Raw genomic sequence first — 26,599 nt, forward strand, 5'->3', positions numbered from 1 at the left:
GCCTGAATCAACAATTTTCAGCGACATGATAGGTCAATTGAGCTGCCCTGTCGATTTTTTCAGACCGACTGAAATCTGGCACTTGTGCTAGCTTGCGCCATTCGGTCCGGTGACCGCCGGCCGCTCCCTTATGCTTGCTCATAGGACCGCCATGCCGCTCGACGCCATCCGCCAGCAGATCCGTGCCAATTATTTGCCCGACGAAGACGCAGCGGTTAAGCGATTGGCCGAGGCGACCGGGCTTTCTACCGGACACCGCAAGGCGATCTCGGCCCGCGCGGCCGACCTGGTGCGGGCGGTACGGGGCTCCACCGATCCCCGGCTGATGGAGGTCTTCCTCTCCGCCTACGGTCTCTCCACCAAGGAAGGCGTGGCGCTGATGTGCCTGGCCGAGGCACTGTTGCGCGTGCCCGACACCGAGACGATGGACGATCTCATCGCCGACAAGATCGCGCCGCACGACTGGTCGGCGCATTCCGGTGGTTCGAGTTCCATTTTCGTCAATGCCTCGACCTGGGCATTGATGCTGACCGGCCGGGTGCTCGACGAAGGCGAGGGCGGCATCGAAGGCACGCTGCGCTCGATGGTGCGAAGGCTGGGCGAACCCGTCATCCGCAAGGCGGTGGCCGCCGCCATGCGCGAGATGGGCGAACAATTCGTGCTTGGCCGCACGATCGCGGAAGCCGTCAAGCGCGGCCGGCCGATGACCCAGAGGGGTTATCTCTATTCCTTCGACATGCTGGGCGAAGCGGCTCGCACCGAGGCCGACGCCTTGCGCTACCACAAGGCCTATGCCGACGCCATTTCCTCGCTCGATGCCGGCTCGAACGGGCCAGATATCCGGTACAACCACGGCATTTCGGTCAAGCTCTCGGCGCTGCATCCGCGCTACGAGGTGGCGCAGAAGGAAGAGATGCTGCCTGTGATGGCCGAGCGGCTGTTGTCGCTGGCTCTGGCCGCACGGCATTCGCGGATGGGCCTCAACATCGATGCCGAGGAGGCGGATCGTCTGGATCTGTCGCTCGACGTCATCGAGCGGGTGCTGGCAGAGCCGGAACTCGCCGGCTGGAACGGTTTTGGCGTCGTCGTGCAGGCCTATGGCCCGCGCGCGGCTTTCACCATCGACTGGCTCTACGCACTGGCCAAGAAGTACAACCGCAACATCATGGTTCGGCTGGTCAAGGGCGCTTATTGGGACACCGAGATCAAGCGGGCGCAGACGCTCGGACTGTCAGGCTATCCCGTGTTCACGCGCAAGGCCAACACCGACGTTTCCTACATCGCGTGCGCGAAAAAACTGCTTTGCATGACCGACCGAATCTATCCGCAATTCGCCACCCACAATGCCCACACCGTCGCCGCCATTCTGTCGATGGCGGACAACCGCGACACCTTCGAATTCCAGCGCCTGCACGGTATGGGCGAGGCCTTGCACGAAACCGTGCGCCGGTCGGAGGGCACGCGTTGCCGCATTTACGCGCCGGTCGGCGCGCATTCGGACCTGCTTGCCTATCTGGTCCGTCGCCTGCTGGAGAACGGCGCCAATTCCTCCTTCGTGCATCAGCTGACCGATGAGGACGTCGAGCCGGAGGACATCGCGCGTGATCCATTGGATACGGTCGAACGCCAGGGTCCCGCCGCCAATCCGGCGATTGCCTGGCCTTCCCAGATATTTGGCGCGGGCCGTCGCAACTCGAAAGGGTTCGACATTGCCGATGCGGTGACGCTGGCTGCTATCGACCAGGCCAAAGCGGCATTCGCGGGTCCCGATCGCTGGCACGCCAAGCCGATCACGCGCGCCGCCGGCTACGGCAAGCAGCGCCCGATCGTCAATCCGGCAAAACCTTCCGAGGTCGTCGGCACGGTTCACGAGGCCGCCGCCAAGCAAGTCGCGACCGCCGTGCGCATCGCGGCGGAGGCGCAGCCGGCCTGGGCAAAACGGCCTGTCGCCGAGCGTGCCGGCATCCTCAACCGCGCGGCTGACCTTTACGAGGCCAATGCCGTCGAGTTCTTTGCGCTCGCTACGCGCGAAGCCGGCAAATCGTTGGCCGACGGCGTCGCCGAGGTGCGCGAGGCCGTGGACTTCCTGCGCTACTACGCCACCGAGGCGGCGAATGCCGAGGCGGGCACGCAAGCGCGCGGCGCCATTGTCTGCATTTCGCCATGGAATTTCCCGCTCGCCATTTTCACCGGCCAAGTCGCGGCAGCACTCGTCACCGGCAATTCGGTGATCGCCAAACCGGCCGAGCAGACGCCGCTGATCGCCTTCCGTGCCGTCGAGATGCTGCGCGAGGCCGGTGTGCCGGAGGACGTCATCCAGCTCCTGCCCGGCGACGGCCCATCGGTCGGCGGCCCGCTGACTGCGGATCCGCGTATTGCCGGCGTCTGCTTCACCGGGTCGACCGAGGTTGCCAAACTGATCGAAAAACAACTGGCCGAGACCGCCGCGCCGGACGCCATGCTGATCGCCGAGACCGGTGGTCTCAATGCCATGATCGTCGATTCCACCGCGCTGCCCGAACAGGCGGTGCGCGATATCCTGGCGTCGGCCTTCCAGAGTGCGGGCCAGCGCTGCTCGGCGCTGCGCGTGCTCTATGTGCAGAAAGACGTCGAGAAGAAGATGCTGGAGATGCTGAAGGGCGCCATGGAGGCACTCAATGTCGGCGATCCCTGGCTGATCTCGACCGACATAGGGCCGGTCATCGACGACGAGGCGCAGGCCTCGATCCGCGATTATTGCACGACGATGGGGCTGCAAGGGCGGCTGATCGCCAAACTGGAAGGCCCCAAGGACGGCCGCTTCGTCGCGCCGCATGTCTTCCGGGTCAAGGGCATCGAGGAGATGGAGCGCGAGGTGTTCGGGCCGGTGCTGCACGTCGCCAGTTTCGACGCCGACCAGATCGACAGCGTCATCGCCGCCATCAACCGCAAGGGTTATGGCCTGACCTTCGGCCTGCACACCCGCATCGAGGGGCGTGTGCAGCATTTCGTCGACGGCATCCATGCCGGCAACATCTATGTCAACCGCAACCAGATCGGCGCCGTCGTCGGTTCGCAGCCATTTGGCGGCGAGGGCCTCTCCGGCACCGGGCCGAAGGCAGGCGGCCCGTATTATCTCAGGCGCTTCCGCAAGGGGCCGGAAGCAGGCACGGAAGTTGGCGAAGGCCACAAGGTTACGGCGACCGAGCTTGCCGACAATCTGCCCGATCCGGCACTTGGCGGCTGGTCGACGCGGCCGGACCGGATCGCCATTCTGAGGAAGCATCTGCGTGGCAAGGGCGCGGCGGCGATCGGTGCCGCCGCCAGCATCGATTTCGGCCAGGTCGATTTGCCTGGCCCGACCGGCGAGGCCAACACGCTGTCGCTGTCGCCGCGCGGCCGGGTGCTGTGTCTGGGGCCGGACGCCGACACGCTGCTAGCCCAGACCATCCAGGCGCTCGCCGCCGGCAATGCGGTGCTGGCGGTGGCGCCAGGTGCCCCGGCTACCCTCTCCGCATTGACCGGGAAGGGCTTGCCGCTGGCGGCCATCGATGGCCGCCCCGATCCTGTCGAGGCGCGCTCGCTGCGCGTCGATGTCGTTGCTTTTTCAGGCACGCCCGAGGCGGCGCGCATCGTGCGCAAGGTCATCGCCGAGCGCAGCGGGCCGATCGTGCCGCTGGTCAGCGAGGTGCTCAATCCGGCGGCCTATGCGCATGAGCGGGCGGTCTGCGTCGACACGACGGCAGCGGGGGGCAATGCCAGCCTGTTGGCCGCTGCATAAACTGGTCGGTACTTACGCGCCTTCGACGACGGAAAAGCCCTCGAATTGCGGGTGGCCGAGATAGTGGACCTTTGTCGTGCCGACATTGCGGTGGGCGGCGCGAAAATTCTCCGACTTGGTCCAGGCGACGAAGTCGTCGTGGCTGGCCCAGACCGTATGGGAGGCAAACAGCGTGTAGCCTTCGGTCTCGTTGGCCGGGCCGCGCAGCAGATGGAATTCCCGGAAGCCCTTCATCTCGGCAAGGCTGGAATCGCGGTTCTTCCACACGGTTTCGAAGTCGGCCTCGGAGCCGGTCTGCACCTTGAAGCGGTTCATGGCGATATACATGGGGTTCCTTTCAGCGGGTCTCGAACGTTGATGATTGATGGCTTGAGTGAATGGCCACGGCTCAGAACGGACCGATTGGCGCCTTGAAGCGCCAGCTCGACATCCCGGTCTCGGGCGGGATTGGCGGGAATGGCGCCTGTTTTCGCACCAGGTCCAATGCGAATTGATCGAGCTCCGGGGAGCCGGAGCTCTTGGCAAGTTGCAAGTCGGCTATGTTGCCATCGGCAAGCACGACAAATGCCACCATCGCGTTGTTGCGGGCTGTCGTTTGCGCAGATTTCGATACACGGCGATTGGCGCGAGCCAACTTGCTGGCCACTTCGCCGCTATAGCGGGAAGCCGCCGCGTTGCCGGCCTCGCTTCGCTTTCTCCCTTTGCTGGCAATGGCCGCCTTGATTTCATGGCCGTCAGCCGAGCCGCGTTTCTCGTATGGTTCGCCGGCGGTTGCTGGAGCACCTTCCGGGCTCGGCCTTGCGATGGGAACCTGCGGCTGCTCTGGAACCGAGGCAGGCGTTTCGGTGTCCTCGGCCTGCACGGTCGGTTGCGCCGGCATTTCAGTTCTGGGAGGCGCCACGCTCTGGTCGTCGGAACGTGGCGTCCCCGCCACCAGTATGTCCGGCGTGACCGCCGGCAGCTTGACAGGTTCCGGCAGAGGCTCGGAAGGTGGCTTCGCGCCTTCCCGCGCGGGACGTGGAGGTTTTGTCGGTGATGTCGACCCCGCTGCCTTTTCCGGCCGCGGCTTGGCCGGCTGCGGATTCGGCACCAGCGTGACATTCATCGCAGCCTGGTCCTTGTCCAGTGCGCTAACGACCACCTTGTCTCCTGTGTGATCGCTGCCTTCCGACTGCACCCCGCCCTGGAGATCGAACGTTCCCTTGGGCGATATAAAAAAGGCCGCCGCCACGCCCGCGTGCAGCAGACAGGAGACGACGATCGCAGCCGGCCATTTGCCGTTGCCGGCAGGCGGCCGCGTCTGGGCAAACGGCTCGGCCGGCACGATGGCCAACTCGTCGCCGGCGTCGGGAAGGGGACTGGTTTCCTGCATGTCGCGCGGCGGAAAATGCAGCGGCCCAGGCGCCATTGTCAAATCAAGATAGACTGGCTCGAACAACAGAAGGCCGGCCAGGGGCCGTGCCTGGATATGTCGCGCCAAGGCGGGTTCTGGTCCCACATCAGACGCCGAAAGCAACGCCGGTCCTGGTGTCCGTCTTCAGCTTGCGCATGCAGGCGGCCGGTTCGAGGCCCGTGCCGGCGCATTCCGTCGCGCTGTTGATCAGCACACGGCTGACCTTGGTGCAGTCGGTGCCGGCCAGGTCAAAGCGCGTCACCTTTGTCTTGCCCGATGGCAAATCCTTGAAGTCGAGCACCGTCAGCCGGTCGACCACCCCGGCCTCGTTGAACAGGGCGATCTCGAACGCCGCCTTGGTGAGGTCGGCGCCGAGATTGTTGTTGACCAGGAAGGTCAGCCGGCAGCCTTTGTCAGAAGGCTGCGCGGCATTGAGTTCGAGGGTCAGGACCGGCTCGGACTGTTCAGCCCGCGCCGGAACCGTCGCAAGCGACATCGCCAGCGTCGAGGTCAGCAGACGAAGGGATGTCGTCAAGCTCGTCATGCTCAGCCTCCAAATCGCATGGTTGCGGCCAACTTCAGCGTGATGCCCGGTTCATAGACAGCGACCGTCGTGCTGCCGTTCAGCGGGTTGGCGTATTTGACGTCGAACAGGTTGTCGGCACGGAAATCGACTTTCAGATTGTCGGTCGCCTGATAGCTGGCGAACGTGTTGACCAGTGTGTAGTCCGTGGCCACCGCATTGCCCTTCGGCTTGCCGTTATACTGTACCTCGCTGCCGACGGTCAGCTTGTCCTCGAGGAAGCGCAAGCCGAGCTGAGCGGTGACCTGAGAGGAAGGAATGGTGGCGAGGTCGGCTTCCACACCCTTGTAGGAAACCGTGTGGCCATCCGTGATCGAAGCCGAGAGGCCGGCATAGCCCCATGCCGCGTCGTAGACACCTTCCAGCTCGAAGCCGTTGATCTTGGCCTTGGCGAAATTCTGATACTGGAAGCAGATCGGGATGCCGGGGCCGAAGGGGCAGCCGCTGCCTGGAGCGAACGGCGACAGCGTTACGCCGTCGATATAGTCGTCGACATCGTTGTTGAAATAGGCCGCCTTGATACGGAGTGCGTCGCCAGCCTCGAAGATGTCGTTCTGCTTGTAGTTGACGCCGAACTCGGTCGTCTTGCCGGTTTCAGGCCGCAGATTTGGATTGGGCAGGAACGGGAAGCTGACGCCAGCCGGATGGTTGCCGCTGATCAGCGTTTCCGTGATCGACGGCGAGCGATAACCTTCAGCATAGGTGCCGTAGAATTGCAGGCCGGCAAGCCCGGCGCTCTCGAACGGCGAGACACCGACCGTGACGCGCGGCGATAGCCTGTCGCCGGAAATATCGTGCGTGTCATCCTTCAGGCTATAGCTGTCGTAGCGCAGGCCGGCGATGACTTCGAGCCAGTCCCAGCTGAGCTTGTCCTGGACGTAGGCGCCCGACACATTCCGCTTGCCAGAAGGGGTGTAGAAACTGTCGCCGCCGGCAGCGCCGCCCGTCTTGACGTTGTCGCCGACCCAGTCACCGCCATAGGTCAGTTCATGTACGATGCCGCTCGTCTCGAACCGTGACGTGTTCCAGATATCGATGCCGGTCGTGCCGACATCGAATGTCGACTGCGATCCTGCCGGCAGCACCACGGGAAAACCGGTCACCGGATCGAAGCGGTTCTGCGGCACAAGACTGGTCAGGTCGAGATTGGTCTTGTTGTAGGAGGTGTTGATGTGGAGATCGAGCCAGCTCTTGTCTTCGTCCGTGATGTTGTAGCGGGCCGTGAAGGTGTCCGACTTCAGGTCGACATCATTCACAGACAGGCCGCCGCTGGTCTCGTTCCAGCCATCGCTAGAGCCGAGCCAGCCAAGCTTCAGTTCACTGTTCTCGGTCGGCCGGATGGTGGTCTTGACCAGGCCGCTCAGCACGTCGAAACCAGTGCCGTTGACGGTGTCGCCGCCGCCGTCCTTGTAGTTGTCGTAGTCGCGGTAGACGATGTTGCCCAGCACGTCCCAGTTCTGATTGATCCGGTAGGCGCCGGATGCGCTTGATGTCCAGCCCTTGCCATTGCTTTCGTAGCGTCCAGTGACGGAGCCTGCCCAGGTCTCGTCAGGCTTGAGGAAATCCGCCGCATCCTTGGTATCGAAGAAGACGACGCCGCCAATGGCGCCAGAACCATAGGTGTTGGCGACCGGACCACGGATCACGTCGACGGATTTGACCAGTTCGGGATCGATGTAGAAGGTCGACTGCGTGCCGTGGTCGGAACGCTGGAAATTCTGGCGCGCGCCATCGACGATCACAGCGACGCGGCCGAAATCCTGCAGGCCTCGGATGTTGATGCTGGTGCTGACGCGCCTGGCGTCTGCCTGCGCGGCGACACCTGGTACGCCGAGCAGCATTTCGTTTGGCGTCGTCGCCATGCGGCCGTCGAGTTGCTCCTGGTCGACGTGGCTGGCCGAAGCCAGCGATTCGATCGCCGTTTCGCCGGTGCGGCTGAGCACCAGGATCTTGTCGAGCAGCGTCGCGCCCGAGGGAGCTGCACTTTCCTGGTCAGTCTTTTTCGATTGACCGGTCTGCTCGCTCGCCGGCTGCGTCGCCTGTTGCGCGTGAGCCGATGGCGCGGATAGGGCGATCGCCGCCACACTTGCAAGCAAAGCCATTGCACGGTTCGCCTTCGACCGGCCGCGCCATTCCCAATTCATCAACCCCATGCCCCAACTCCAAATTCCAGGTTCCATGCTGGCTGGCCCGGGGCTTGCTGGCATTTTTGATCGTATCCGGCATCTTAAATGTTGACTCATTTAGTCCGGTATTGCACTGACTAGTAAACATGATTATTCGAGTCAAGAAATGAATCGGCAATTTCGCAACGCCTAGCCAGATGCCCGGCACAGGAAGGGATCGACCCAGATGAACACGCACAATCCCAACGATTTTCGCTATCGCGTCCGCCGTTCGGACGATGCCTCCGCCCGTTTCGATCGGATTCCGCTGGCGGTGCGCACGCTGTCCAGCAACACGCTGTTCCAGGGCGAGCACGAGATCGGCATCGAACATCATGGGGCGCTCTACCGGCTGAAGATCACCCGCCAGGGCAAGCTCATTCTCAACAAGTAAGGCAAGGCATCAGGGGTAAAGACATGGACCAGCGCGTAAAACCCGCTCCGCATGAAATCCGGCGGGCACGGATCGAGAATCCGAAAGCGCGCGAGCGTGACCTGGCCGGCCAGCTCGGCATTTCGGAGGCCGAGCTGGCCGCCGCGCATTGCGGCGACGGCGCCGTCCGCATCGAACCGCGCGTCAACGACCTTCTGACCGGTCTCGAGGCCATTGGCGAGGTCATGGCGCTGACCCGCAACGAAAGTGCGGTGCACGAGAAGATCGGGGTCTATGACAAGGTCGTCACCGGCAACCACAATGCCATGGTGCTTGGCGAGAACATCGACCTGCGCATCTTCCCGAAAGTCTGGGCGCATGGCTTCGCCGTGGAGAAGCGGGACGGCGACGACATCCGCCGCAGCCTGCAGTTCTTCGATGCGGCCGGCGAGGCGGTGCACAAGGTGCATCTGCGCCCGGCCTCCAGCCTCTATGCCTACCAGAAACTGGTCGCCTTACTGGAATCGTCGAACCAGGAGCCGACGATCGACATTTCACGGCCCGTTCTCGACGAGGAAAGCGAGGCCGGGACCGCAAGCCTGGACGATCTGCGTGACCGCTGGAGCCGACTGACGGACGTGCACCAGTTCTTCGGCATGCTGAAGACGTTGAAGCTCAGCCGCCGCCAGGCGGTGCGCATGGTCGGCCAGGACTATGCCTGGCTGCTCGACAATGACGCGGTCCGGGCCATGTTCCATCACGCCGCCGAAGGCGAGATGCCGATCATGTGCTTCGTGGGCAACCGCGGCTGCATCCAGATCCATTCCGGCCCGGTCAAGTCGATCAAGACGATGGGACCGTGGATCAATGTGCTGGACGAGACCTTTCATCTGCACCTGCGAATCGACCACATCCATGAGGTCTGGGCGGTGCGCAAGCCGACCAAGGACGGCCATGTCACCTCGCTCGAGGTCTATGCCGCCAATGGTGACATGATCATCCAGTTCTTCGGCAAGCGCCATGAAGGCGAGGGCGAACGCGACGACTGGCGTTTCCTGGCCGAGCACCTGCCGCGCATTCCAAGCCCGACGGCAGCCTGAGGAAAGTGTAATGCGTTCTGTTTCGAGACTGTCCGCTCTGCGCGGATCGATCGTCGGTTCCGCGATCGGCCTTTCCCTGGCTTTCGCCGCAATGCAACCAGCCGGCGCCACCGAGGACGTTTCGGTCTTCGCCGACCCTTCGAAGATCGCCGCCATTGGCGGTTCCATCACCGAAATCGTCTATGCGCTTGGCGAGGAAAAGCATCTCGTAGCGCGCGATTCCAGCAGCCTCTATCCGAAAGCGGCACTCGAATTGCCCGATGTCGGCTACATGCGCCAGCTGTCGCCGGAAGGCGTCTTGTCGGTCAATCCGACAGCCATACTGGCATTGCACGGCAGCGGCCCCAAGGAAGCCGTCGACGTGCTGAAGAAGACGAGCATTCCCTTCATCGAAGTGCCCGAGCAGTACAACCGCGAAGGCATCCTCCAGAAGGTCCGCATTGTCGGCAAGGCGCTCGGGGTCGAGACCAAGGCGGAGGTGCTGGCCAAGGCGCTCGATGCCAAACTCACGGCCGCCGAAAAGCAGACAGCATCGATCAAGGAGCGCAAGCGCGTCCTGTTCGTGCTCTCGATGCAGGGCGGCAAGATCATGGCGGCCGGCAGCGACACCGCGGCCAACGGCATGGTCAAGCTGGCGGGCGGGGTCAATGCGGTGGAAGGCTTTTCCGGCTACAAGCAGATGTCCGACGAAGCGATCGTCACCGCCAGGCCGGACGTGATCCTGATGATGAGCAATGCCGGGCCTCCTGTGTCGGACGACGAAGTGTTCGGCAATCCATCCATAGCCTCGACGCCGGCCGGCACCGCGCGCAAGCTGATCCGCATCGATGGCGCCTACCTGCTCGGCTTCGGGCCACGCACGGCCGACGCCATCCACGACCTCGCCGTGTCGCTCTATGGCGCACAGGTCACGGACTGAGCATCATGGCCGACCAGTCGATCGCCGGTCCAGTGAAGGCGATGGGTGCATCCGAAGGCGATCGTTCCGGTCGCGCCCGTGCCGTCATCCTCTTGCTGTGCCTGGGCCTGGCGATCGCCGTCTTGCTTTCGCTCACATCCGGGGCGTCGGACGCATCCGCCGTGAACGTCATCAGGGATTGGCTCTTTGGCACCGTCCCCGGCGATGCGGCCCTCAACGCGCGTGACAGTCTGATCGTCTACGAAATCCGCCTGCCGCGCGTCATCCTCGGCATGCTGGTCGGCGCGGCGCTCGCGGTTTGCGGCGCCGTCATGCAAGGGCTGTTCCGCAATCCGCTCGCCGATCCCGGCCTGATCGGGGTTTCAGCCGGCTCCAGCCTTGGCGCGGTGGCCGTCATCGTGCTTGGCGGGACCGTGCTTGCACCGGTGACCGCCTTGCTTGGAACGCTCGCGCTGCCGCTTGCGGCGTTTTTCGGCGGCCTCGCCACCACACTGGTGCTTTATGAGGTCGCCACGCGACGCGGGCAAACCTCGGTCGCCACCATGCTGCTCGCCGGCATAGCCCTGGCGGCACTTGCCATGGCGCTGACCGGAATCCTGATATTCATGGCCGACGATCGCCAGTTGCGCGACCTGACCTTCTGGTCGCTGGGATCGCTCGGTGGTGCGACATGGGCCAAGATCGCTTCCGTGGGGCCCATCATCATCTTGGCGCTGGCGGCGATGCCGTTCCTGGCCCGCGGCCTCAATGCGCTGGCGCTCGGCGAGGCCACCGCCGGCCATCTCGGCATACCGGTGCAGCGGCTGAAATACACAGCCATCATTGGTGTCTCGGCGGCGGTCGGGGCGTCTGTCGCCGTCAGCGGCGGCATCGGTTTCGTCGGCATCGTGGTGCCGCATCTGCTGCGCCTGCTGATCGGCCCTGACAATCGTTACCTGCTGCCGACCTCGGCGCTGCTCGGCGCCTCGCTGTTGCTGCTCGCCGATGCCGTCGCCCGCACCATCGTGGCGCCGGCCGAGTTGCCGATCGGCATCGTCACCGCCGTCGCTGGCGCGCCGCTCTTCCTGTGGATCCTGTTGCGCAAGCGCGGCGTGATCGACCTGTGAGATTTGGGACCTGTAGGAGTGTTTCATGATCGAAGCGCGCGATGTTTCTGTGGCGATCGGCAAGAAGCGTATTGTCGTTGATGTCGATTTCGAAGTCGGGCCGGGTGAAATCTCGGCCATCGTCGGTCCCAACGGCTCGGGCAAGACGACCTTTCTCAAGGCGATGTCGGGGGATCTCGCCCATACCGGACGGATCGTCATCAACGGTCGCGAGCTGTCGACGATGAAGCCGGTCGAGGCTGCGACGGTGCGAGCGGTGTTGCCTCAGGCAACGACCTTGTCCTTTCCCTTCACGGTGCGCGAGATCGTCAGGCTTGGCCTCGTCGGTGGCCGCGCGGGCGTGCTGCCCGGCGAGAACGAACGCCTGCCGGAGCGGGCGCTGGCGCGGGTCGATCTTGATGGCTTTTCCGGGCGTTTCTACCAGGAACTTTCGGGTGGTGAGCAGCAGCGCGTCCAGCTTGCGCGCGTGCTGTGCCAGGTCTGGGCGCCAGTGCTCGACGGCAGGCCGCGCTATCTCTTCCTCGACGAACCGGTTTCCAGCCTCGACATCAAGCATCAGCTGATCATCATGAACATCGCCCGCGATTTCGCCAGAAGAGGCGGGGGCGTGGTCGCGATCCTGCACGACCTCAATCTGACGGCCATGTATGCCGACCGCATCTTCGTGATGCATCGCGGCCGGCTGGCAGCGACCGGCTCGCCGCGGGAGGTGCTAAGCGATGAGCTGATCGAAAAGGTGTTCGATTGCCGGCTCAAGGTCGGCGTGCTGCCGGCTAGCGACATGCCGTTCGTGCTCCCGCAATCGTCGGTCAGCTGATATTCAGCCGACCTCGCACGACTCGACAGGGATCAAGCTGCCGGCGCGCGGCGCTCCATCAACAGATCGATGCCGAGCAGGTTGCGCACATTCGGCCGCGCCGCCACCAGGTCGGCGATCGTGTAGCGGGCAAGCACGGCGAAGAAGGCGTTGAGCGCCTCGCGCAGCGCCGAATTCAACGCGCAGCTGTCGACAAGCGGGCATTCGGCCGCGTCGTTCTCGAAGCACTCCGCCATGGCAAAGCTTTCCTCGGTCACGCGCACAACGTCGAACAGGCTTATCGCTTCGGCGGCACGGCCGAGCCGTACCCCTCCGTTCCGGCCGCGGACAGTCTCGACCAGGCCGTTCTCGACCAAAGGCTGCAGGATCTTGAACAGGAACAGTTCCGACACCGAATAGGCGGCCGCGATCTCCGGGATGCGGCTCAACCGTTCATTGTTGGCGGCACAATACATCAGGATGCGCATGGCGTAGTTGGTTTGGCGGGTAAGCCGCATTTCATCCTCACAAAGCGCTGGCACGGTGCAACCATGCCAGAGTGTAGACTTGCTGGCGCGGCTTCATCCGGATTTTCGGAGTCTCCACACTGGCCTCGACGGAATATGGCCTATACCTTGGAATAATTCCAGACTAGCTTCGCGTTATAGATGAATATTCTCGTCAACTTTATGTGCGTGACCGGGTGAAACCCCGGAGGTAATCGCTGTCACGGGCATTCTGGCGGTCGAAACACTAAATAGGCTGAGATCGACGAGGAGCGGCCCATCCATGGCTCAATCGGACCAGTCCCTGGCGCCAGTGCGGTTCGATGCCGACGCGGGCGCCAAGCTTTCCGCGCTGCGGCGGACAAAGTTCGTCGCCACGGCGGCACTGGCACTCTGCGTGCTGGTCTTTGCCTTGGCCAAGTCCTACCAGAGCAGCTATCCGTGGCTCGGCTTCGTCGCCGCCTTCGCCGAGGCGGCAACCATCGGCGGCCTTGCCGATTGGTACGCGGTGGTGGCGCTGTTCAAACGGCCGCTCGGGCTGCCCATCCCCCACACCGCCATCATCCCGGAAAACCAGGACCGCATCGCCGACAATCTCGGCCGTTTCATCGAGGTCAATTTCCTGGCGCCGGAGCCGGTGCGTGAAAAACTCGCCGAGGTCGATTTTTCGGCACTCGTCGCCGACTGGCTGGCCGATGCCGAGCGCGCCGCCGACCTGTCGCGCTTCGTCGTGCGGCTTGTGCCGCAGACGCTTGCCGCCGTCGAACAATCCGGCCTGCGCGGTTTCGTCACCAGCCGCATGCTCGAACAGATCGAAAAGGTGCCGCTGGCGCCGCTGGCCGCCGAACTCTTGTCGGCTCTCACCGACGATCGCCGCCACCAGAAGCTGTTCGACGAGTTCATCAAGGTCATCGGCCGGTTTCTCAACGACGAACAGGCGCTGGCGACGATGCGCGACAAGATCCGTGAGGAATTGCCGTCGCTGTTCAATCTGTTTCGCGCCGACGCCTATCTCCTGAAGAAGATCGTCGCCTCGGCGGGCTCCCTGCTGGACGAGGTGCGTGCCGATCCCGACCACCCGATGCGCGCCGAATTCGACCGTTTCGCGCTAGGCTTCGTCGAGCGGCTGCGCACATCCAAGCAATATGCCAAGCGAGCGGAGAAAATGAAGCGGGATTTCCTCGCCAGACCCGAAGTCAGGGCGCTGGCCGGCGACATGTGGGAGAGCCTCAGCCTGTTCATCGAGCAGGATGCCAAGGCGCCGAAATCGCTGATCCGGGAGCAACTCGCCAACATGTTCGTCGAGGTCGGCCGCCATCTTGCCGGCGATGCGCAGATCCGGGCCGACATGAACGGAGGATTCGTGGTGGCGCTGGCCTCTTTCGTCGAGAGCCAGAAGAGCGGCGTATCGAAATTCATCGCCGACCAGGTCAAGCGCTGGGATCTGGCGCAATTGACGCGCCTGATCGAGATGAACATCGGCAGGGACCTGCAATATATCCGCTTCAACGGCATGATCATCGGCGGGCTGGCCGGCATCATGCTCTATACGATCGAGTTGCTGCTCCCGGTCAATTGATCCGTATCGACCGCCAGGCGTGCGTTCGAAATGGACACGCGGCGTTCGAGTGCTATTCTCCCGTCGAGGGCGTCCGTACCCGCGGCAACAGGGGAGAAGACAATCATGGCCAGGCAACCGGAATCCGATTCCTTCATGGAGATGTTCGGCAGATTCGGCCGTGACCTCAAGGTGCCCAATGTCGATGTCGAGGCGATCCTTGCGCATCATCGCAAGAATCTGGAAGCGCTGGAGAAGGCGGCACGGACCAGTGCGGCCGGGGCATCCTCGCTGTTGTCGAGGCAGCGCGAAATGCTGCAGGACACGCTGCGGGAAGTCGCCGACATGACGCAGAGCTACCGCGCACCGGGCAATCCGCAGGAGCTCATGGCTAAGCAGACGGAGTTTGCCAGAAAATCCTTCGAGGCGGCGCTCAAGAACGCCGGTGAAGTGGCTGAACTGGCAAGGAAATCAGGCACCGAATCGATCGATATCCTGCGCGCGCGCATCAAGGAAGCGATGGAGGAGGTCCGCGCCGGTTACGGGCAGAAGTAGGTTCTCATCGGCTGTCGTTCCGTCCTCGGCCAAGCACGCCGGTTCGCGATTCCGCAACCTTGCGCATGGTTGTATTAGCGCCACAGCATAAGCTCCCGGCAGCCCGGAAGGTTGGAAAATCCGAATTCGGCCTGCCATCGCGTGGCAATGCATGGCACGAGTGAGCTCGAATCCGCCGGAACGGATTTGCGCAGGATGAATTGACAGAGGCCGCCGGTTCGTGGTCCGGAAGCTTTGGAAGCGATCGGGAAAGCAGGAATGACGGAAGTACGGCCTAAAACGCCGCCTAGTTACGAGCAGCTGAGAACGATGTCCGGACAGGAGCTCGGCGTCTCGGAATGGACCACGGTCGACCAGAACCGTATCAACCAGTTCGCCGACTGCACCGGCGACCATCAATGGATCCACGTCGATCCTGAACGGGCGCGGCGGCAAAGCCCGTTCCGCACCACGATCGCGCATGGCTATCTGACGTTGTCGATCATCGGCGCGCTGGCCCTCGACATGGGGATCGTGCCCGAGAATACGCAGGCCGCCTTCAATTACGGTTTCGACAAGGTGCGTTTCCTGGCGCCGGTCAAGGTCGGCGCACGCATTCGCCTGCGCACGACGCTGCTTTCCATGGAAGACAGAGGCCCAGGCCAGTACCTGATGAAGGCAGCCAACACGGTCGAGATCGAAGGCGAGGAAAAGCCGGCGCTGATGGCTGAAACGCTGGTCATGCTTTACGAACGCCGCAAACGGGCAGGGGCCTGAACGGCGGTCCGCCAGGCCCCCAGCTGTCAAACGGTTTCGGTTCAAGGCAGACTGGGTTGCGCTCGGCGAGCGACGCGGGCGGAGAGCAGGGCAAGGACCAGCGCGGCCAGGGCCAGGGCGGTGGCTGTCCGAAAAGTGATCTGCATGCCTCGGGCCGCGGCCGCGGAACTCAAGAGCTGTTGCCCGATCCCTTGCCGAGCGTCACTTGATGCAATCGCGAATATGGCGCCCATCAGCGATGCGCCGGTGATGAGGCCGAGATTGCGCGACAGGTTGAGCAGACCGGAAACGACGCCACGTTCGTTTGCGGTTACATCGCCCATGACCGCCGCGTTGTTGGAGGTCTGGAACAGGGCGTAACCGAAGCATGTGACGGTGATTGGAACGACATAGCTGGCAATGCCGAACTTGGTCAGGGCAAGCGACAGGAGGAACGTCCCCGTGGCGAGGCAGGCCAGGCCGGCGACCATCATCGCGTGGGCGCCGAGGCGATCGGTCAGGCGGCCGGCCAGCAGCGCCGACAAGGTCGAGACAAGCGGCCCGGTCGAAAGCGCCATTCCGACCATCGCGGCATCCAATCCGAGCCCGCGCGACAGATAGAACGGAGCAACCACGAGGGTTGCCATCATCACCGTCGCGACGATGAGACTCATGGCAAGGCCGGCGCTCAGCCGTGGGTCGCGGAAGCGGGCGAGTTGGATCAGGGGCGCCTTCGCCTTCGCCTGCGCGATGGCGAACACGATGACGCCGATACCGGCCGCGACCAGCAGGCCCAAATTGGGCATGCCGAAATTGCCTCTTCCAAGCGTCAATGCCAAGGCATAGGCGCCCAAGGTAAGGGCCAGCAGGGCGGTGCCCGTGGCGTCAAACGTGCCTCGAGCGACCTCCATTGTCCCGCTGCGCGCCGGCAGGGCACGCCAGGCGAGAGCGAAGGTCAGAAGGCCCAGCGGGACATTGACAAGAAAGATAGCCCGCCAGCCAGGGCCAGCGATCAAAAAGCCACCAAGCGAAGGCCCGAGCGTCGTGCCGATCGCGGACATGGCGCCGAGCAGGCCCATGGCGCTGCCGGTTCGCTCCTTGCTCACGGTTTCCGCGACGAAGGCCAACGTCAGCGCCATCATCAGCGCGGCGCCAAGCCCCTGCATGGCGCGTGCCGCGATCAGCAGCCAGAGCGTCGGTGCCAGGCCGCAGAGCACCGATGCCAGCGTGAACAGCGCGATGCCGCCGAGCAGCAACGGCCGGCGCCCGAACATGTCGGCCAGCCGCCCGGCGCCGACGATCAGTGTCGTGATGACGAGCAGATAGGCGAGAACCACCCATTGCACGGACTGGAACGATGCATCGAAAGCCTGCATGAGCGAGGGCAGCCCGACGCTGGCGATGCTGGTTCCCAAGGACGATAGCAGCGTGGCGAGCGACAGGCTCGTCAGCGCCAGGCCGGTGGACCGGGCCTGTTGCGGCGCCGATGTCAGTTCCCGATTTTGCTCAGCGAGTGCCAAGGCGATCTCCTTCTGTCTGCTCCCGAAGCGGAGCTGTCGGAGATCTAGTCTTGTGGCTGATATGGCGGAAGATGCAGCATTTGCATCTTATCCGTGCGTCAAACGCCATATCATGCTAGGATAGACCGATGACATCACCCGATCTCAATCTGCTGTTTGCCCTCGATGTCCTGCTGGCCGAGGGCAGCGTGGCGCGCGCGGCTCACCGTCTGCGCCTCAGCCCCTCGGCGATGAGCCGAACGCTGGCGCGGCTGCGCGAGGCAACGGGCGATCCTCTGCTGGTGCGCGCCGGGCGCGGCCTGGTGGCGACGCCGCGTGCGGAGGAATTGCGGTCACAGGTCGGCCGTGTCGTCCAGGACGCGGAAGTGCTCCTGCGCCCTGCCGAGTTGCTTGACCCCCGGAGTCTGGACCGGATCTTCACATTGCGCACCAACGAAAGCTTCGTCGAGGAGTTCGCGCCCCGTCTCGTCGCCCGCATCGAGGCCGATGCGCCAGGGGTGCGGCTGCGTTTTGCGCCGAAGTCCGATAAGGATGCGATGTCGCTGCGCGAAGCGGCGATTGACCTGGAAATCGGCGTTGCCGGCGAGACCGGACCCGAAGTGCGCATCCAGGCGCTGTTTCGCGACCGTTTCATCGGCGCTGTTCGATCAGGCCATCCCCTGAGCGAGGGCAAGGTGACGCCCGAGCGCTATGCGGCCGGCCGGCACATCAGTGTTTCGCGGCGCGGCCGCGAGAAGGGGCCGATCGACGAAGCGCTGAATGGGTTTGGCTTGCGGCGGACGGTGGTGTGCATGGTTTCGGGCTTCTCGGCGGCACTTGCCATGGCCCGAGCCTCGGACCTGATCGCCAGCGTGCCCGAGCGGCATACGACAGGAGCGCGCGCCGGCATGCACAGTTTTCCCCTGCCGGTCGCCACCTTGGAGGTCACCATCTCCATGCTCTGGCATCCGCGCCTCGATGCCGATCCGGCACAACGCTGGTTGCGTGAGTGCGTGCGCGAGGTTTGTTCGAAGCACTGACGATTTCGTGCCAAATCAGCGAGCCATCGCCGTTTCGAGCGCCTTGAAAATCCGCTCGTCCGCGCACTGGGCGACGTTGAAGCGCAGGAAGCGACTGGCGGCCTGCGACAGGCTGAACGCATTGCCGGGTGCCAGCACGATGTTGTCGGCCAGAGCGCGGCGGGCGATTTCGGCGGCGTCCACCCCGTCCGGCAGGCCGCACCACAGGAACAGCCCGGCCGGCTGCTCGATCCAGGGCATGATGCCGATCGCTTTCAGCCGGGCGCTGGTCTCGACCATGGCGCGCGCAAGCTTGGCGCGCAGCAGATCCATATGTTTGCGGTAGCTGCCGTCCTTCAGCAGCGTCAGCACAAGTTCTGCCGCCAGCCGTCCGCCGCCGAAAGTCGTGGCGATCTTGAGGTCGGCCAGGCGCTCGATCCAGTCTCGGGGCGCGGCGATGAAGCCACAGCGGACCGAGGCCGAGAGCGTCTTGGAGAAACTGCCGATCTGGACGACGCGACTGAGGCCATCGAACGCCGCCAGCCTGGGGGCGGGGGTGTGCTCGAAATCGGCGAAGATGTCATCCTCGACGATGGTCAAGTCCGACTGGTCGGCAAGCTTGAGCAACCGGTGCGCGGTGACCGGAGACAGGATCGCGCCGGTCGGATTGTGGATGGCGGAGTTGGTGATGTAGAGGCGCGGCCGGTGTTCGGCGAGCGCCTGGGCGAACAGTTCGATGTCCGGTCCCGATGGTGTGTAGGGAACGCTGACGACCTTAGCGCGGTGGGCACGCAGCAAAGCGTGGAAATTGAAATAGCAGGGGTCGTCGACCAGCACCGTGTCGCCGGGCTCGATCAGGAACCGGCAGAGCAGGTCGATGGCCTGGGTGCCCGATTCCGTCAGCATGATCTGTTCGGGGGAGGCTTCGATGCCGTGCCCGGCCATGCGCCGCGCCAGCAATTGCCGCAGCGGCGGCAGGCCGAGCGGCGTGCCGTAATCGGCAAGCGCGACATCGTCGGCACGCGCGACCGTACGCAGTGCCCGGCGCAGCCCGGTCTGGGGCATCCATGATGCCGGCAGCCAGCCGCAACCGGGTTTCAGGACCTCGTCGCCAGCCTCCAGCGACTGGCGCGAAACCCAGAGCGGATCGACGGCACGATCGAGCCGGGGGCCGATCTCGGCCAGGGACAGCGGCGCCAGCGAGCCGGCGGCATAAAAACCGGAACCCGGCCGGGAGCGGATCGCGCCTTCGGCGGCGAGCCGCTCATAGGCTTCGACGACGGTGGATTTGGACACCTGCATGGACTTCGCGAAGGCACGGATCGACGGCAATCGGGTTCCCGGTGTCAGGCTGCGCGCTGCGATCCGCTGACGGATGGTCGCCATGACGCTTTCCACAAGGGTGCGTGCGCCGTCGGGTTCCAAGGCAAGGTCTGTCATCCGTACTGCTCAATCCTCCATTACAGTTTCATCGAATTGTACCCCATTGTCTCTGGCCGCACCATGGGCGTCCGCCCGATAGAGGGCGAAAGCAATGGAGCCTGCGATGGACAAGACGGCGAGCGGCTGGGTGAACGGATTTATCGGCGTGCTGATCTTCAGCGGTTCGTTGCCGGCGACGCGCGTGGCGGTGATGGATCTCGATCCCATATTCCTGACATCGGCTCGCGCGGTCATAGCCGGCCTGCTTGGTCTGGCGCTGCTACTTGCATTCCGCGAGAAACGCCCTGAGCGTCATGACTTGCTGTCGCTCGTCATTGTTGCTCTTGGCGTGGTGGTCGGCTTTCCCTTGCTGACGGCATTGGCGCTGAAGCATGTCACCTCGGCCCACTCCATCATCTTTGTCGGCCTGCTGCCGCTGGCGACCGCGATCTTCGGTGTGTTGCGCGGCGGTGAACGGCCCCGGCCGGCCTTCTGGCTGTTCTCATGCCTCGGCAGTGCGCTGGTGGCGGGTTTTGCACTTGCGCAAGGCGTGACGGCTTCGCCGGTCGGCGATGGGCTGATGCTTGCGGCCATCATCGCCTGCGGCCTGGGCTACGCCGAGGGTGCCGCACTGTCGCGCAAGCTCGGCGGCTGGCAAGTGATCTGCTGGGCGCTGGTGCTGTCCCTGCCGATCATGCTGGTGCTGACGTTTGCGACCTTGCCGCCGTCCTTCGCCAGCGTCGGCTCCAATGCCTGGATCGGTCTTGGCTATGTCTCGCTGTTCAGCATGCTGATCGGCTTCGTCTTCTGGTATCGCGGCCTGGCGCAAGGCGGTATTGCAGCGGTGGGGCAGTTGCAGCTTCTGCAGCCGTTTTTCGGGCTCGCATTGGCGGCGACGCTGCTGCACGAGCAGGTCAGCCCAATGATGATCGTCGTCACGCTCGGCGTGGTGACATGTGTGTTCGGCGCGAAAAAGTTTGCCAAGCGGGATTTGCCGCAGCGTGCGACTGCATAGTGATGATGCCGATCCCTGACTAGTTTTTCGTATAGTCAGGCCCAACCCGTGTCGGCAGGCCGTCGGCGAGTTTCAACCAAGGGAGCTTCTCCTCAAAAGCGACATGCAGCGTGGGTGCAAATTTTTCCGGCTCCTCCATCCCCGCTGCAAAAAAATGCATGACACCGGACATGTTCGTTGAGCGGAAGGACAGCGGCGAGCCACAGTGATCGCAAAATGTTCTTTCCACACCGGGTGAAGAGTTGAATACCTTCGGTGGCTTGCCCAACCATCGCCAGTGGCCGTCCAAGACGCCAATGTAGGTGGTCATCGGCGCGGAACATTGCCGCCGACAACTTTCACAATGACAGACCACGCATGCTTGCGCCGGCCCATCGACTTCAAAAGCAATAGCGCCACATAAGCAATGACCACGCATGGAAACTCTCCTTAAGTCACTGACCCATAAGTTGTACCGGGCGTAGTGAGAGAGCCGCCATGAGATGCGCCGAGTTGGCGCTCAATTGCGACATTGCCGATGAAAGTACCAGCGGCGCCTTCTTGTCGAGCATGGCCTTGGCGGCCATTAGATTTGTCGCTTTGCTTTCACCGCCGTTTGGCTCTGAACGAGTTTAAGCTCTAGGTACCCGACTGCGGCACTGTCCTTTCGGCGACATACAGCATGTGCATTGAGCTCGGATCGGTCGGCAGCAGGTCAGGATGAGCGAATTCGCCGCCCTCGATTTTCTTCATCCCCAACCGCTGCATGACGGCTTCGGACCGCTTGTTCGCCAATGCGGTGAATGCGTAGACGCGCGGCGCATCCAGGCTGCCGAATGCATAGTCGAGGGCGGCGCGAGCGGCTTCGGTCGCATAACCCTTGCCCCAATGGTCGCGAGCAAGCCGCCAGCCCACCTCCAGGGCCGGGCCGAAAGGGAAATCGGTCCCGAGGCGGTGCAGGCCGACCGCGCCGAGCAACGCCCCGTCGCCGATACGCTCGGCGGCCCAGAAAATCGGCTCGCCGACTTCGGAAAGCCGCATCAGTTGTTCGACGATGTCGCTGGTCTCAGAGGCGGTCTTCATGCCGCCGAGGAACTGCATCACCTCCGGATCGGCGTGGATAACGCCCAATAGGGGCTTATCCGCCTCTCGCCAGGCCCTGAGCTTCAACCGGTCGGTCGCGATCATACACTGTCTCCAAGAGGATCGGCTCACCCCCGCTACCACAATAGCGTTCTGGCTGTGATTGAGTCTCGACCTTAGAACTTCGTCACCACGCCGATGCCGATGCCCTCGAAACCGCCCATCGCCATCAAGGCTGCTGGCGCCTCGTCGAGGCTGATCTTCTTGCCGACCAGCAGTTCGGGCTTGAGCTTGCCGTGGCGGATCATCTCCATCATCGCGGGGTAGCGATAGGCCTGCATGCCGTGACTGCCGAGGATTTCGAGTTCGAAGGCGATCACCTTGTCCATCGGCACTTGCGGGCGGGCATGCTCGCCCAGCATCAGGCCGACCTGCACGTGACGGCCGCGCCGGCGCAGGTTGGCGATCGAATTGAAGGACGTCGTGGGGTGGCCGAGCGCGTCCATCGACATGTGAGCGCCGCCATTGGTGATCTGCTTGACCGCCTTGACGACGTTCGGCGTCGTGGAGGCGTTGATGGTCGCCACGGCACCGATTTTTTTGGCGAAGTCCAACTTTTCCTCGGTGAGATCGATGGCGATGACATTGGCGCCCATCGAACTGGCGATCATGATCGCCGACAGGCCGACGCCGCCGCAGCCATGCACCGCCACCCATTCGCCCGGCGTCACCCGGCCCTGGTCGACGATGGCGCGGAACGATGTGACGAAGCGGCAGCCGAGGCTGGCGGCGGTGGCGAATTCCATCTCGTCGGGCAGGCGAACGAGATTGGTGTCGGCGTGTTCGATGGCGACATATTCGGCGAACGAGCCCCAGGCGTTGAAGCCAGGCTGAGACTGATGTTCGCAGACCTGATGATTGCCTGATGTGCATTCGAAGCAGTGGCCGCAACCGACGGCGAACGGCACGGTGACGCGTTCGCCCGCCTTCCAGCGGGTGACGTGCTTGCCGGCGGCGACCACGATTCCCGCCAGTTCATGGCCCGGCACGTGCGGCAGGCGGATATCAGCGTCGTGGCCCATCCAGCCGTGCCAGTCGCTGCGGCACAGCCCGGTCGCCTCGACCTTGATGACGACGCCATCGGCAGCCGGCTTCGGATCGGGTACGGTCTGGATGGTCGGCTCTTCGCCGAATTTCTCGAAGACGACGGCTTTCATCGGTCACTCCACCCCTGAGACTGCACGCACGGTGGGAAACGATAGCCGATTCCCTGACCGGTCAAGCGGAAATCGTTTCCTCGATGCCAACGGAGGAGGCGAATGGCGGTTCGCCATCTTCCTCGAGCACGTAGCGGATGTGACAGCCATACGCCTCGATATCGGCCAGCGCCTTTGCCTCGTCGGCATCGGTGGCTTCTCTACTCGGCATCGATCTGGTTCTGTGGCGCGGCTTTCTGGAAGGCGGGTAGCGCCATGCAGGCGGTGTTGATGCGCGAAATCATCGGGTAGGACGTCATATCGACGCCAAAGCGGGCATTGCTGGTGACTTGCGCGGCAAGGCAGATGTCGGCCAGCCCCGGCGTGTCGCCGTGACAGAATGTGCCGGTTTCGGACGAAGCCGTCAGCAATTGCTCGAGCGGCGCAAAGCCTTCATTGACCCAATGCCGGAACCAGTTGGCGATATCCTGGTCGCCGGCGCCGAACAGCGTGCGCAGCGAGGTCAGCACCCGCAGATTGTTCACCGGGTGGATGTCGCAGGCGATGATCTGCGCCAGCATTCTCACCCGTGCCCGGCTGGGCGGGTCTTTCGGCAATAGCGGAGGTTCAGGTATGGTCTCGTCGAGAAATTCGATGATTGCCAGCGATTGCGTCAGGAGCATGCCGTCGCTCCAGATCAGCGCCGGCACCAGCCCCTGCGGATTGACCGCGAGATAGGCCGCCTCCAGATGCTCGCCGTGACGCAGGTAATGCGGGATGTAGTCATAGCCCACCCCCTTCATCTCCAGAGCGATCCGCACCCGATACGAGGTGGAGGAGCGGAAGTAGTTGTGCAGGACGACGTCGCTCATGGCTTCGGCTGGCCGATGGTCACTTCGATCGTGCCGATGCCGTCGACGCCGCCTGATATCGTTTCGCCCGGCTTGACCGCGCCGACACCGGCCGGCGTGCCGGTGAAGATCAGGTCCCCGGCCTGCAATTCCACGCCGTGGCTGCAGATCGAGACGATATCGGCAATCGGCCAGATCAGCTCGGCGAGGTCCGCATCTTGTTTCACCGCGCCGTCGATGGCGAGCCAGATACGGCCCTGCGTCGGGTGCCCGGATTTCTGCGCGGCAACCAGCGGGCCGCAGGGCGCGGAACGGTCGAATGCCTTCGACCAGTCCCAGGGCCGCGCCGCCTTCTTGGCGGCATCCTGCAGATCGCGGCGGGTGAGGTCGATGCCGACGCCATAGCCCCAGACATGGTCCAGCGCCTTGTCGCGGGAAATGCGAAAGCCTGATGTACCGATCGCCACCACCAGTTCGATCTCGAAGTGGAGGTTTTCCGTCAGCGGTGGATAGGGGATATGAGTGCCGGAATCGACCACCGCGTCGGCCGGCTTGGTGAAGAAGAAAGGCGGATCGCGCTCGTCATTGCCGAATTCGCGCGCATGCGCCGCATAATTGCGGCCGACGCAGAAGATGCGCCGCACGGCAAAGCGTTCGCCGGAACCCGCAATGGCGACAGAAGGCGTTGGCGGGACGGAAAGGACGAAGGCGGTCATGGCGATCTCTGCGTATGATGGCGATACATTCGGCCGATTTCGGGGGTCGGGCAAGGCGTCGCTTTTCATAAAGCATGGGCTTTGCCGCGGCTGGATGAGGAATTCAGGCTTCCGGCCATTTTTGCAGCGATGAATCCCGTCAACAGGCGATAGACTATTTGCCAATAATCCGGCCATGGTCAGGAGACTATGGTGTGCCCGGTAAACCGGAACGAGCCCTATGACCCCTCCCACCGATCGTGTCCGGTTTCTTATCATCGACGACCATCCGCTGTTTCGCGAGGCGCTGCACAGCGCCGTCCAAATGGCTTATCCCGAGGTCGACACGGTCGAAGCGCGCTCGATTACCGAGGCGCTGGATCTGCTGGCCGATGCAAAGCCTTTCGACCTGGCGCTCCTCGACCTCAGCATGCCCGACGTGCACGGCTTCGACGGGTTGTTGCAGCTCAGGACCCGCTATCCGCGCCTGCCGGTGGTGATCGTGTCGGGCTACGAGGAGCCGAGGATCATCTCCGAGGCCTTGTCCTACGGCGCTGCCGGCTTCATCCCGAAATCGGCGCGCAAGAGCGATCTGGCCGCGGCCATCCGCTCGGTGATGGACGGCGCGATCTATGTGCCGGAAACCTATGAGGGCCTGCCGCCGGGCGCCGACAGCACCGATCGCGCCGACATGCTCCAGCGCCTCTCCAAGCTGACGCCGCAGCAGTTGCGCGTGCTGCAGATGCTGCGCCAGGGTCTGCTCAACAAACAGATCGCCTTCGAGCTGCAGGTCGGCGAGACCACGGTGAAGGCGCATGTCTCGGAGATCCTGCGCAAGCTCAACGTCTACAGCCGCACGCAAGCGGTGATCGAGGTGTCGAAGCTGGACAGTGCCGAGCTGTTTCGCGATCAGGCCGGTTTTTGAGCCATTAGTCCTCCGCTGGGGACTCTAAGCCAGCAAATGCGCCAGCAGCGCGCGCAGTTGCGCGGGCTTCAACGGCTTGCGCATCAGTTCGATGCCGCCGGCGCGCGCTGCCTTGGCCACGGCTTCGGAACTGTCGGCGGTGACGATCAGCGCCGGCACGGCGCGGCCGAGATAGTCGCGGACCTCCGATATGGTGGCGGTGCCGAGGTCGCCGCCGTCGAGATGCTGGTCGGCGATGATGATGTCGGGCACCCAGTCGGTATCGCCGAGCATGTCCAGCGCATCGTCGGTCGACGTCGCGGCCCGCACCAGGCACTGCCAGCGTTCGAGCAGGAAGGTCATGGCCTCCAGCACCTCGGCATCGTTCTCGACCAGCAGCACCTTGGTGCCGAACAGGCCGTAGCCGCGCGGCCGTTCCAGGCTGGCGGCGCTGGCGATGGCATCGGCCGGCGCGCCGAGGCCGACGGGGACATCGATGTGGAAGATGGTGCCGCGGCCAACCTTGGATGAAAACGTCACGGGGTGGCCGAGCGCGCCGGCCATGCGGCGCACGATGGCGAGCCCGAGCCCAAGCCCGCCGCCATCGAGTTCGGCGTTGGCCGGCGAGGTGCCGCGATGGAATTCCTCGAACACCGCTTCGCGCTGGTCCTCGGGAATGCCGCAGCCCGTGTCGGCGACATCGATGCGGATGGTATCGCCGCGATGGCGTGTGCCGACGAGCACGCCGCCCGAACGGGTATAGCCGAGCGCGTTGGAGAGAATGTTCTGCAGGATGCGGCGCAGCAAGGTCCTGTCCGAGCGGACCACCGCATTGACCGGCCGGAATTTCAGCGACAGCGCCTTCAACTCCGCCACCGGCTGGAAATCCGAGCGCAGCGACGAGAACAACGCCTCCAGGCTGACATCGCCGATGTCGGGCTGGACCACGCCGGCGTCGAGCTTGGAAATGTCGAGCAAGGTGCGCAGCAGGTCTTCCATCGTCTCCAGCGAGCGCTCGACCTGCCGAACCAGTTTTTTTCCCTCCTCGCTGGTCTGCACCTCGGCGAGCGCCGAGACGGAGAGGTGGGCGGCGTTCAGCGGCTGCAGCACGTCGTGGCTGGCGGCGGCGAGGAACCTTGTCTTGGACAGGTTCGCCAGCTCGGCACTCTCCTTGGCGGCGCTGAGGTCGATGTTCGACTGTTCCAGCCTGCGCAAGGTCGAATGCAGTTCCTCGGTGCGCGTGCGCACCCGGTTTTCCAGCGAGATCGCGGTCTGGAACAACGAAAAGGCGTTGCCTTGCTGGTCCATCGAGCGCTCGACGCGGCTGACAAGGGCGGCGTTGATCTTCTTCAGCCTGTCGAGATCGTTTATGTCCCTGAGCGGCATT

The 26,599-nt window shown here is 63.7% G+C and carries 27 protein-coding genes; 12 read left to right on the forward strand and 15 right to left on the reverse strand.

Translation table 11 applies throughout. The annotated features are described in order from the left end of the window. Window positions 1-151: 151 nt before the first annotated feature. Complete coding sequence (gene putA, locus O7A70_RS19285) at window positions 152-3,760, forward strand: bifunctional proline dehydrogenase/L-glutamate gamma-semialdehyde dehydrogenase PutA (protein WP_337141914.1); 3,609 nt, start codon at window positions 152-154, stop codon at window positions 3,758-3,760. A gap of 12 nt (window positions 3,761-3,772) precedes the next feature. On the opposite strand, the gene O7A70_RS19290 is transcribed toward putA, so the two are convergent. The 4 genes from O7A70_RS19290 to O7A70_RS19305 form a co-directional block, all read right to left on the reverse strand. Then, window positions 3,773-4,087 carry an antibiotic biosynthesis monooxygenase family protein gene (locus O7A70_RS19290; protein WP_337141793.1) on the reverse strand — a complete coding sequence of 105 codons (315 nt, stop codon included), beginning with the start codon at window positions 4,085-4,087 and terminating at the stop codon, window positions 3,773-3,775. A gap of 61 nt (window positions 4,088-4,148) precedes the next feature. Continuing rightward, window positions 4,149-5,240 (reverse strand): energy transducer TonB family protein, encoded by a 1,092-nt coding sequence (locus tag O7A70_RS19295; RefSeq protein WP_337141794.1) that lies wholly within the window; start codon window positions 5,238-5,240, stop codon window positions 4,149-4,151. A gap of 19 nt (window positions 5,241-5,259) precedes the next feature. Continuing rightward, window positions 5,260-5,697, reverse strand: coding sequence for a hypothetical protein (locus tag O7A70_RS19300; protein WP_337141795.1), 438 nt, complete (start codon window positions 5,695-5,697; stop codon window positions 5,260-5,262). 2 nt (window positions 5,698-5,699) lie between these two features. Further along, window positions 5,700-7,889: a TonB-dependent hemoglobin/transferrin/lactoferrin family receptor gene (locus tag O7A70_RS19305; protein WP_337141796.1), complete on the reverse strand. Its 2,190-nt coding sequence runs from the start codon at window positions 7,887-7,889 to the stop codon at window positions 5,700-5,702. Window positions 7,890-8,088: 199 nt separating this feature from the next. Between O7A70_RS19305 and hemP the strand changes: the two genes are divergently transcribed. Genes hemP through O7A70_RS19330 form a run of 5 tightly spaced genes read left to right on the forward strand, consistent with a single transcriptional unit; the run spans window position 8,089 to window position 12,216 of the window. Continuing rightward, complete coding sequence (gene hemP / locus O7A70_RS19310; protein ID WP_027051401.1) at window positions 8,089-8,295, forward strand: hemin uptake protein HemP; 207 nt, start codon at window positions 8,089-8,091, stop codon at window positions 8,293-8,295. Between the two features lie 23 nt (window positions 8,296-8,318). Then, window positions 8,319-9,374, forward strand: a complete 1,056-nt coding sequence (locus O7A70_RS19315) for a hemin-degrading factor (RefSeq protein ID WP_337141797.1) — start codon at window positions 8,319-8,321, stop codon at window positions 9,372-9,374. Between the two features lie 10 nt (window positions 9,375-9,384). Continuing rightward, window positions 9,385-10,293: a heme/hemin ABC transporter substrate-binding protein gene (locus tag O7A70_RS19320; RefSeq protein WP_337141798.1), complete on the forward strand. Its 909-nt coding sequence runs from the start codon at window positions 9,385-9,387 to the stop codon at window positions 10,291-10,293. A 5-nt stretch (window positions 10,294-10,298) separates the two neighbouring features. Next, the gene (locus O7A70_RS19325; protein ID WP_337141799.1) at window positions 10,299-11,399 is read left to right on the forward strand and encodes a FecCD family ABC transporter permease; all 1,101 of its coding nucleotides are present in this window, start codon (window positions 10,299-10,301) and stop codon (window positions 11,397-11,399) included. A gap of 25 nt (window positions 11,400-11,424) precedes the next feature. Next, entirely contained in the window at window positions 11,425-12,216 is a 792-nt protein-coding gene (locus O7A70_RS19330; RefSeq protein WP_140751699.1) for a heme ABC transporter ATP-binding protein, read from the forward strand. A 32-nt stretch (window positions 12,217-12,248) separates the two neighbouring features. On the opposite strand, the gene rirA is transcribed toward O7A70_RS19330, so the two are convergent. Beyond that, the gene (gene rirA, locus O7A70_RS19335) at window positions 12,249-12,713 is read right to left on the reverse strand and encodes an iron-responsive transcriptional regulator RirA (protein WP_027144053.1); all 465 of its coding nucleotides are present in this window, start codon (window positions 12,711-12,713) and stop codon (window positions 12,249-12,251) included. Between the two features lie 271 nt (window positions 12,714-12,984). Between rirA and O7A70_RS19340 the strand changes: the two genes are divergently transcribed. The 3 genes from O7A70_RS19340 (at window position 12,985) to O7A70_RS19350 (ending at window position 15,570) form a co-directional block, all read left to right on the forward strand. Continuing rightward, window positions 12,985-14,280 carry a DUF445 domain-containing protein gene (locus O7A70_RS19340; RefSeq protein ID WP_337141800.1) on the forward strand — a complete coding sequence of 432 codons (1,296 nt, stop codon included), beginning with the start codon at window positions 12,985-12,987 and terminating at the stop codon, window positions 14,278-14,280. A 105-nt stretch (window positions 14,281-14,385) separates the two neighbouring features. After that, window positions 14,386-14,814, forward strand: a complete 429-nt coding sequence (locus O7A70_RS19345) for a phasin family protein (protein ID WP_337141801.1) — start codon at window positions 14,386-14,388, stop codon at window positions 14,812-14,814. 258 nt (window positions 14,815-15,072) lie between these two features. Beyond that, the gene (locus tag O7A70_RS19350; protein WP_337130677.1) at window positions 15,073-15,570 is read left to right on the forward strand and encodes a MaoC family dehydratase; all 498 of its coding nucleotides are present in this window, start codon (window positions 15,073-15,075) and stop codon (window positions 15,568-15,570) included. 41 nt (window positions 15,571-15,611) lie between these two features. Here O7A70_RS19350 and O7A70_RS19355 read toward each other — a convergent pair whose 3' ends face one another. Continuing rightward, window positions 15,612-17,069 carry an MFS transporter gene (locus O7A70_RS19355; protein WP_337141802.1) on the reverse strand — a complete coding sequence of 486 codons (1,458 nt, stop codon included), beginning with the start codon at window positions 17,067-17,069 and terminating at the stop codon, window positions 15,612-15,614. Window positions 17,070-17,197: 128 nt separating this feature from the next. On the opposite strand from O7A70_RS19355, the gene O7A70_RS19360 reads away from it, so the two are divergent. After that, a complete protein-coding gene (locus O7A70_RS19360) occupies window positions 17,198-18,088 on the forward strand; it encodes a LysR family transcriptional regulator (RefSeq protein ID WP_337141803.1) in 891 nt (296 codons plus the stop codon). Between the two features lie 15 nt (window positions 18,089-18,103). On the opposite strand, the gene O7A70_RS19365 is transcribed toward O7A70_RS19360, so the two are convergent. Further along, a complete protein-coding gene (locus tag O7A70_RS19365; protein WP_337141804.1) occupies window positions 18,104-19,507 on the reverse strand; it encodes an aminotransferase-like domain-containing protein in 1,404 nt (467 codons plus the stop codon). 106 nt (window positions 19,508-19,613) lie between these two features. Between O7A70_RS19365 and O7A70_RS19370 the strand changes: the two genes are divergently transcribed. Further along, window positions 19,614-20,504 (forward strand): DMT family transporter, encoded by an 891-nt coding sequence (locus O7A70_RS19370; protein ID WP_337141805.1) that lies wholly within the window; start codon window positions 19,614-19,616, stop codon window positions 20,502-20,504. Between the two features lie 19 nt (window positions 20,505-20,523). Here O7A70_RS19370 and O7A70_RS19375 read toward each other — a convergent pair whose 3' ends face one another. From O7A70_RS19375 to O7A70_RS19405, 7 genes are all read right to left on the reverse strand, one after another. Continuing rightward, window positions 20,524-20,922: a GFA family protein gene (locus tag O7A70_RS19375; RefSeq protein WP_337141806.1), complete on the reverse strand. Its 399-nt coding sequence runs from the start codon at window positions 20,920-20,922 to the stop codon at window positions 20,524-20,526. A 16-nt stretch (window positions 20,923-20,938) separates the two neighbouring features. Further along, the gene (locus O7A70_RS19380) at window positions 20,939-21,070 is read right to left on the reverse strand and encodes a hypothetical protein (protein WP_337141807.1); all 132 of its coding nucleotides are present in this window, start codon (window positions 21,068-21,070) and stop codon (window positions 20,939-20,941) included. A 52-nt stretch (window positions 21,071-21,122) separates the two neighbouring features. Then, complete coding sequence (locus tag O7A70_RS19385) at window positions 21,123-21,671, reverse strand: GNAT family N-acetyltransferase (protein ID WP_337141808.1); 549 nt, start codon at window positions 21,669-21,671, stop codon at window positions 21,123-21,125. A 71-nt stretch (window positions 21,672-21,742) separates the two neighbouring features. Next, the gene (locus O7A70_RS19390) at window positions 21,743-22,783 is read right to left on the reverse strand and encodes a zinc-dependent alcohol dehydrogenase family protein (RefSeq protein WP_337141809.1); all 1,041 of its coding nucleotides are present in this window, start codon (window positions 22,781-22,783) and stop codon (window positions 21,743-21,745) included. 61 nt (window positions 22,784-22,844) lie between these two features. Further along, window positions 22,845-22,994, reverse strand: coding sequence for a hypothetical protein (locus tag O7A70_RS19395; RefSeq protein ID WP_337141810.1), 150 nt, complete (start codon window positions 22,992-22,994; stop codon window positions 22,845-22,847). Beyond that, complete coding sequence (maiA, locus tag O7A70_RS19400) at window positions 22,984-23,634, reverse strand: maleylacetoacetate isomerase (protein ID WP_337141811.1); 651 nt, start codon at window positions 23,632-23,634, stop codon at window positions 22,984-22,986. The genes O7A70_RS19395 and maiA overlap by 11 nt, the downstream gene beginning before the upstream one ends. Further along, the gene (locus O7A70_RS19405; protein WP_337141812.1) at window positions 23,631-24,329 is read right to left on the reverse strand and encodes a fumarylacetoacetate hydrolase family protein; all 699 of its coding nucleotides are present in this window, start codon (window positions 24,327-24,329) and stop codon (window positions 23,631-23,633) included. The genes maiA and O7A70_RS19405 overlap by 4 nt, the downstream gene beginning before the upstream one ends. 220 nt (window positions 24,330-24,549) lie before the next feature. On the opposite strand from O7A70_RS19405, the gene O7A70_RS19410 reads away from it, so the two are divergent. Next, window positions 24,550-25,233 carry a response regulator transcription factor gene (locus tag O7A70_RS19410; RefSeq protein ID WP_337141813.1) on the forward strand — a complete coding sequence of 228 codons (684 nt, stop codon included), beginning with the start codon at window positions 24,550-24,552 and terminating at the stop codon, window positions 25,231-25,233. Between the two features lie 24 nt (window positions 25,234-25,257). Here the strand turns inward: O7A70_RS19410 and O7A70_RS19415 are convergent, their stop codons facing one another. Then, a complete protein-coding gene (locus O7A70_RS19415; RefSeq protein ID WP_337106347.1) occupies window positions 25,258-26,598 on the reverse strand; it encodes a hybrid sensor histidine kinase/response regulator in 1,341 nt (446 codons plus the stop codon). Window position 26,599: the final 1 nt, after the last annotated feature.

Origin of the sequence: Mesorhizobium sp. Cs1299R1N1, from assembly GCF_037179655.1 — a bacterium.
GTDB classification, from domain to species: Bacteria; Pseudomonadota; Alphaproteobacteria; order Rhizobiales; family Rhizobiaceae; genus Mesorhizobium; species Mesorhizobium salmacidum.

What these genes read in the sequence shown, in the direction of transcription:
- O7A70_RS19350 (WP_337130677.1), top strand. Translation starts at nt 15,073, where the DNA reads ATGACGGAAGTACGGCCTAAAACGCCGCCTAGTTACGAGCAGCTGAGA.
- O7A70_RS19315 (WP_337141797.1), top strand. Translation starts at nt 8,319, where the DNA reads ATGGACCAGCGCGTAAAACCCGCTCCGCATGAAATCCGGCGGGCACGG.
- O7A70_RS19290 (WP_337141793.1), bottom strand. Translation starts at nt 4,087, where the DNA reads ATGTATATCGCCATGAACCGCTTCAAGGTGCAGACCGGCTCCGAGGCC.
- O7A70_RS19360 (WP_337141803.1), top strand. Translation starts at nt 17,198, where the DNA reads ATGACATCACCCGATCTCAATCTGCTGTTTGCCCTCGATGTCCTGCTG.
- O7A70_RS19325 (WP_337141799.1), top strand. Translation starts at nt 10,299, where the DNA reads ATGGCCGACCAGTCGATCGCCGGTCCAGTGAAGGCGATGGGTGCATCC.
- O7A70_RS19370 (WP_337141805.1), top strand. Translation starts at nt 19,614, where the DNA reads ATGGACAAGACGGCGAGCGGCTGGGTGAACGGATTTATCGGCGTGCTG.
- O7A70_RS19390 (WP_337141809.1), bottom strand. Translation starts at nt 22,783, where the DNA reads ATGAAAGCCGTCGTCTTCGAGAAATTCGGCGAAGAGCCGACCATCCAG.
- O7A70_RS19330 (WP_140751699.1), top strand. Translation starts at nt 11,425, where the DNA reads ATGATCGAAGCGCGCGATGTTTCTGTGGCGATCGGCAAGAAGCGTATT.
- hemP (WP_027051401.1), top strand. Translation starts at nt 8,089, where the DNA reads ATGAACACGCACAATCCCAACGATTTTCGCTATCGCGTCCGCCGTTCG.
- O7A70_RS19380 (WP_337141807.1), bottom strand. Translation starts at nt 21,070, where the DNA reads ATGGCCGCCAAGGCCATGCTCGACAAGAAGGCGCCGCTGGTACTTTCA.
- putA (WP_337141914.1), top strand. Translation starts at nt 152, where the DNA reads ATGCCGCTCGACGCCATCCGCCAGCAGATCCGTGCCAATTATTTGCCC.
- O7A70_RS19340 (WP_337141800.1), top strand. Translation starts at nt 12,985, where the DNA reads ATGGCTCAATCGGACCAGTCCCTGGCGCCAGTGCGGTTCGATGCCGAC.
- O7A70_RS19405 (WP_337141812.1), bottom strand. Translation starts at nt 24,329, where the DNA reads ATGACCGCCTTCGTCCTTTCCGTCCCGCCAACGCCTTCTGTCGCCATT.
- O7A70_RS19385 (WP_337141808.1), bottom strand. Translation starts at nt 21,671, where the DNA reads ATGATCGCGACCGACCGGTTGAAGCTCAGGGCCTGGCGAGAGGCGGAT.
- O7A70_RS19415 (WP_337106347.1), bottom strand. Translation starts at nt 26,598, where the DNA reads ATGCCGCTCAGGGACATAAACGATCTCGACAGGCTGAAGAAGATCAAC.
- O7A70_RS19395 (WP_337141810.1), bottom strand. Translation starts at nt 22,994, where the DNA reads ATGCCGAGTAGAGAAGCCACCGATGCCGACGAGGCAAAGGCGCTGGCC.
- O7A70_RS19365 (WP_337141804.1), bottom strand. Translation starts at nt 19,507, where the DNA reads ATGACAGACCTTGCCTTGGAACCCGACGGCGCACGCACCCTTGTGGAA.
- rirA (WP_027144053.1), bottom strand. Translation starts at nt 12,713, where the DNA reads ATGCGGCTTACCCGCCAAACCAACTACGCCATGCGCATCCTGATGTAT.
- O7A70_RS19320 (WP_337141798.1), top strand. Translation starts at nt 9,385, where the DNA reads ATGCGTTCTGTTTCGAGACTGTCCGCTCTGCGCGGATCGATCGTCGGT.
- maiA (WP_337141811.1), bottom strand. Translation starts at nt 23,634, where the DNA reads ATGAGCGACGTCGTCCTGCACAACTACTTCCGCTCCTCCACCTCGTAT.
- O7A70_RS19300 (WP_337141795.1), bottom strand. Translation starts at nt 5,697, where the DNA reads ATGACGAGCTTGACGACATCCCTTCGTCTGCTGACCTCGACGCTGGCG.
- O7A70_RS19410 (WP_337141813.1), top strand. Translation starts at nt 24,550, where the DNA reads ATGACCCCTCCCACCGATCGTGTCCGGTTTCTTATCATCGACGACCAT.
- O7A70_RS19345 (WP_337141801.1), top strand. Translation starts at nt 14,386, where the DNA reads ATGGCCAGGCAACCGGAATCCGATTCCTTCATGGAGATGTTCGGCAGA.
- O7A70_RS19305 (WP_337141796.1), bottom strand. Translation starts at nt 7,889, where the DNA reads ATGGGGTTGATGAATTGGGAATGGCGCGGCCGGTCGAAGGCGAACCGT.
- O7A70_RS19375 (WP_337141806.1), bottom strand. Translation starts at nt 20,922, where the DNA reads ATGCGTGGTCATTGCTTATGTGGCGCTATTGCTTTTGAAGTCGATGGG.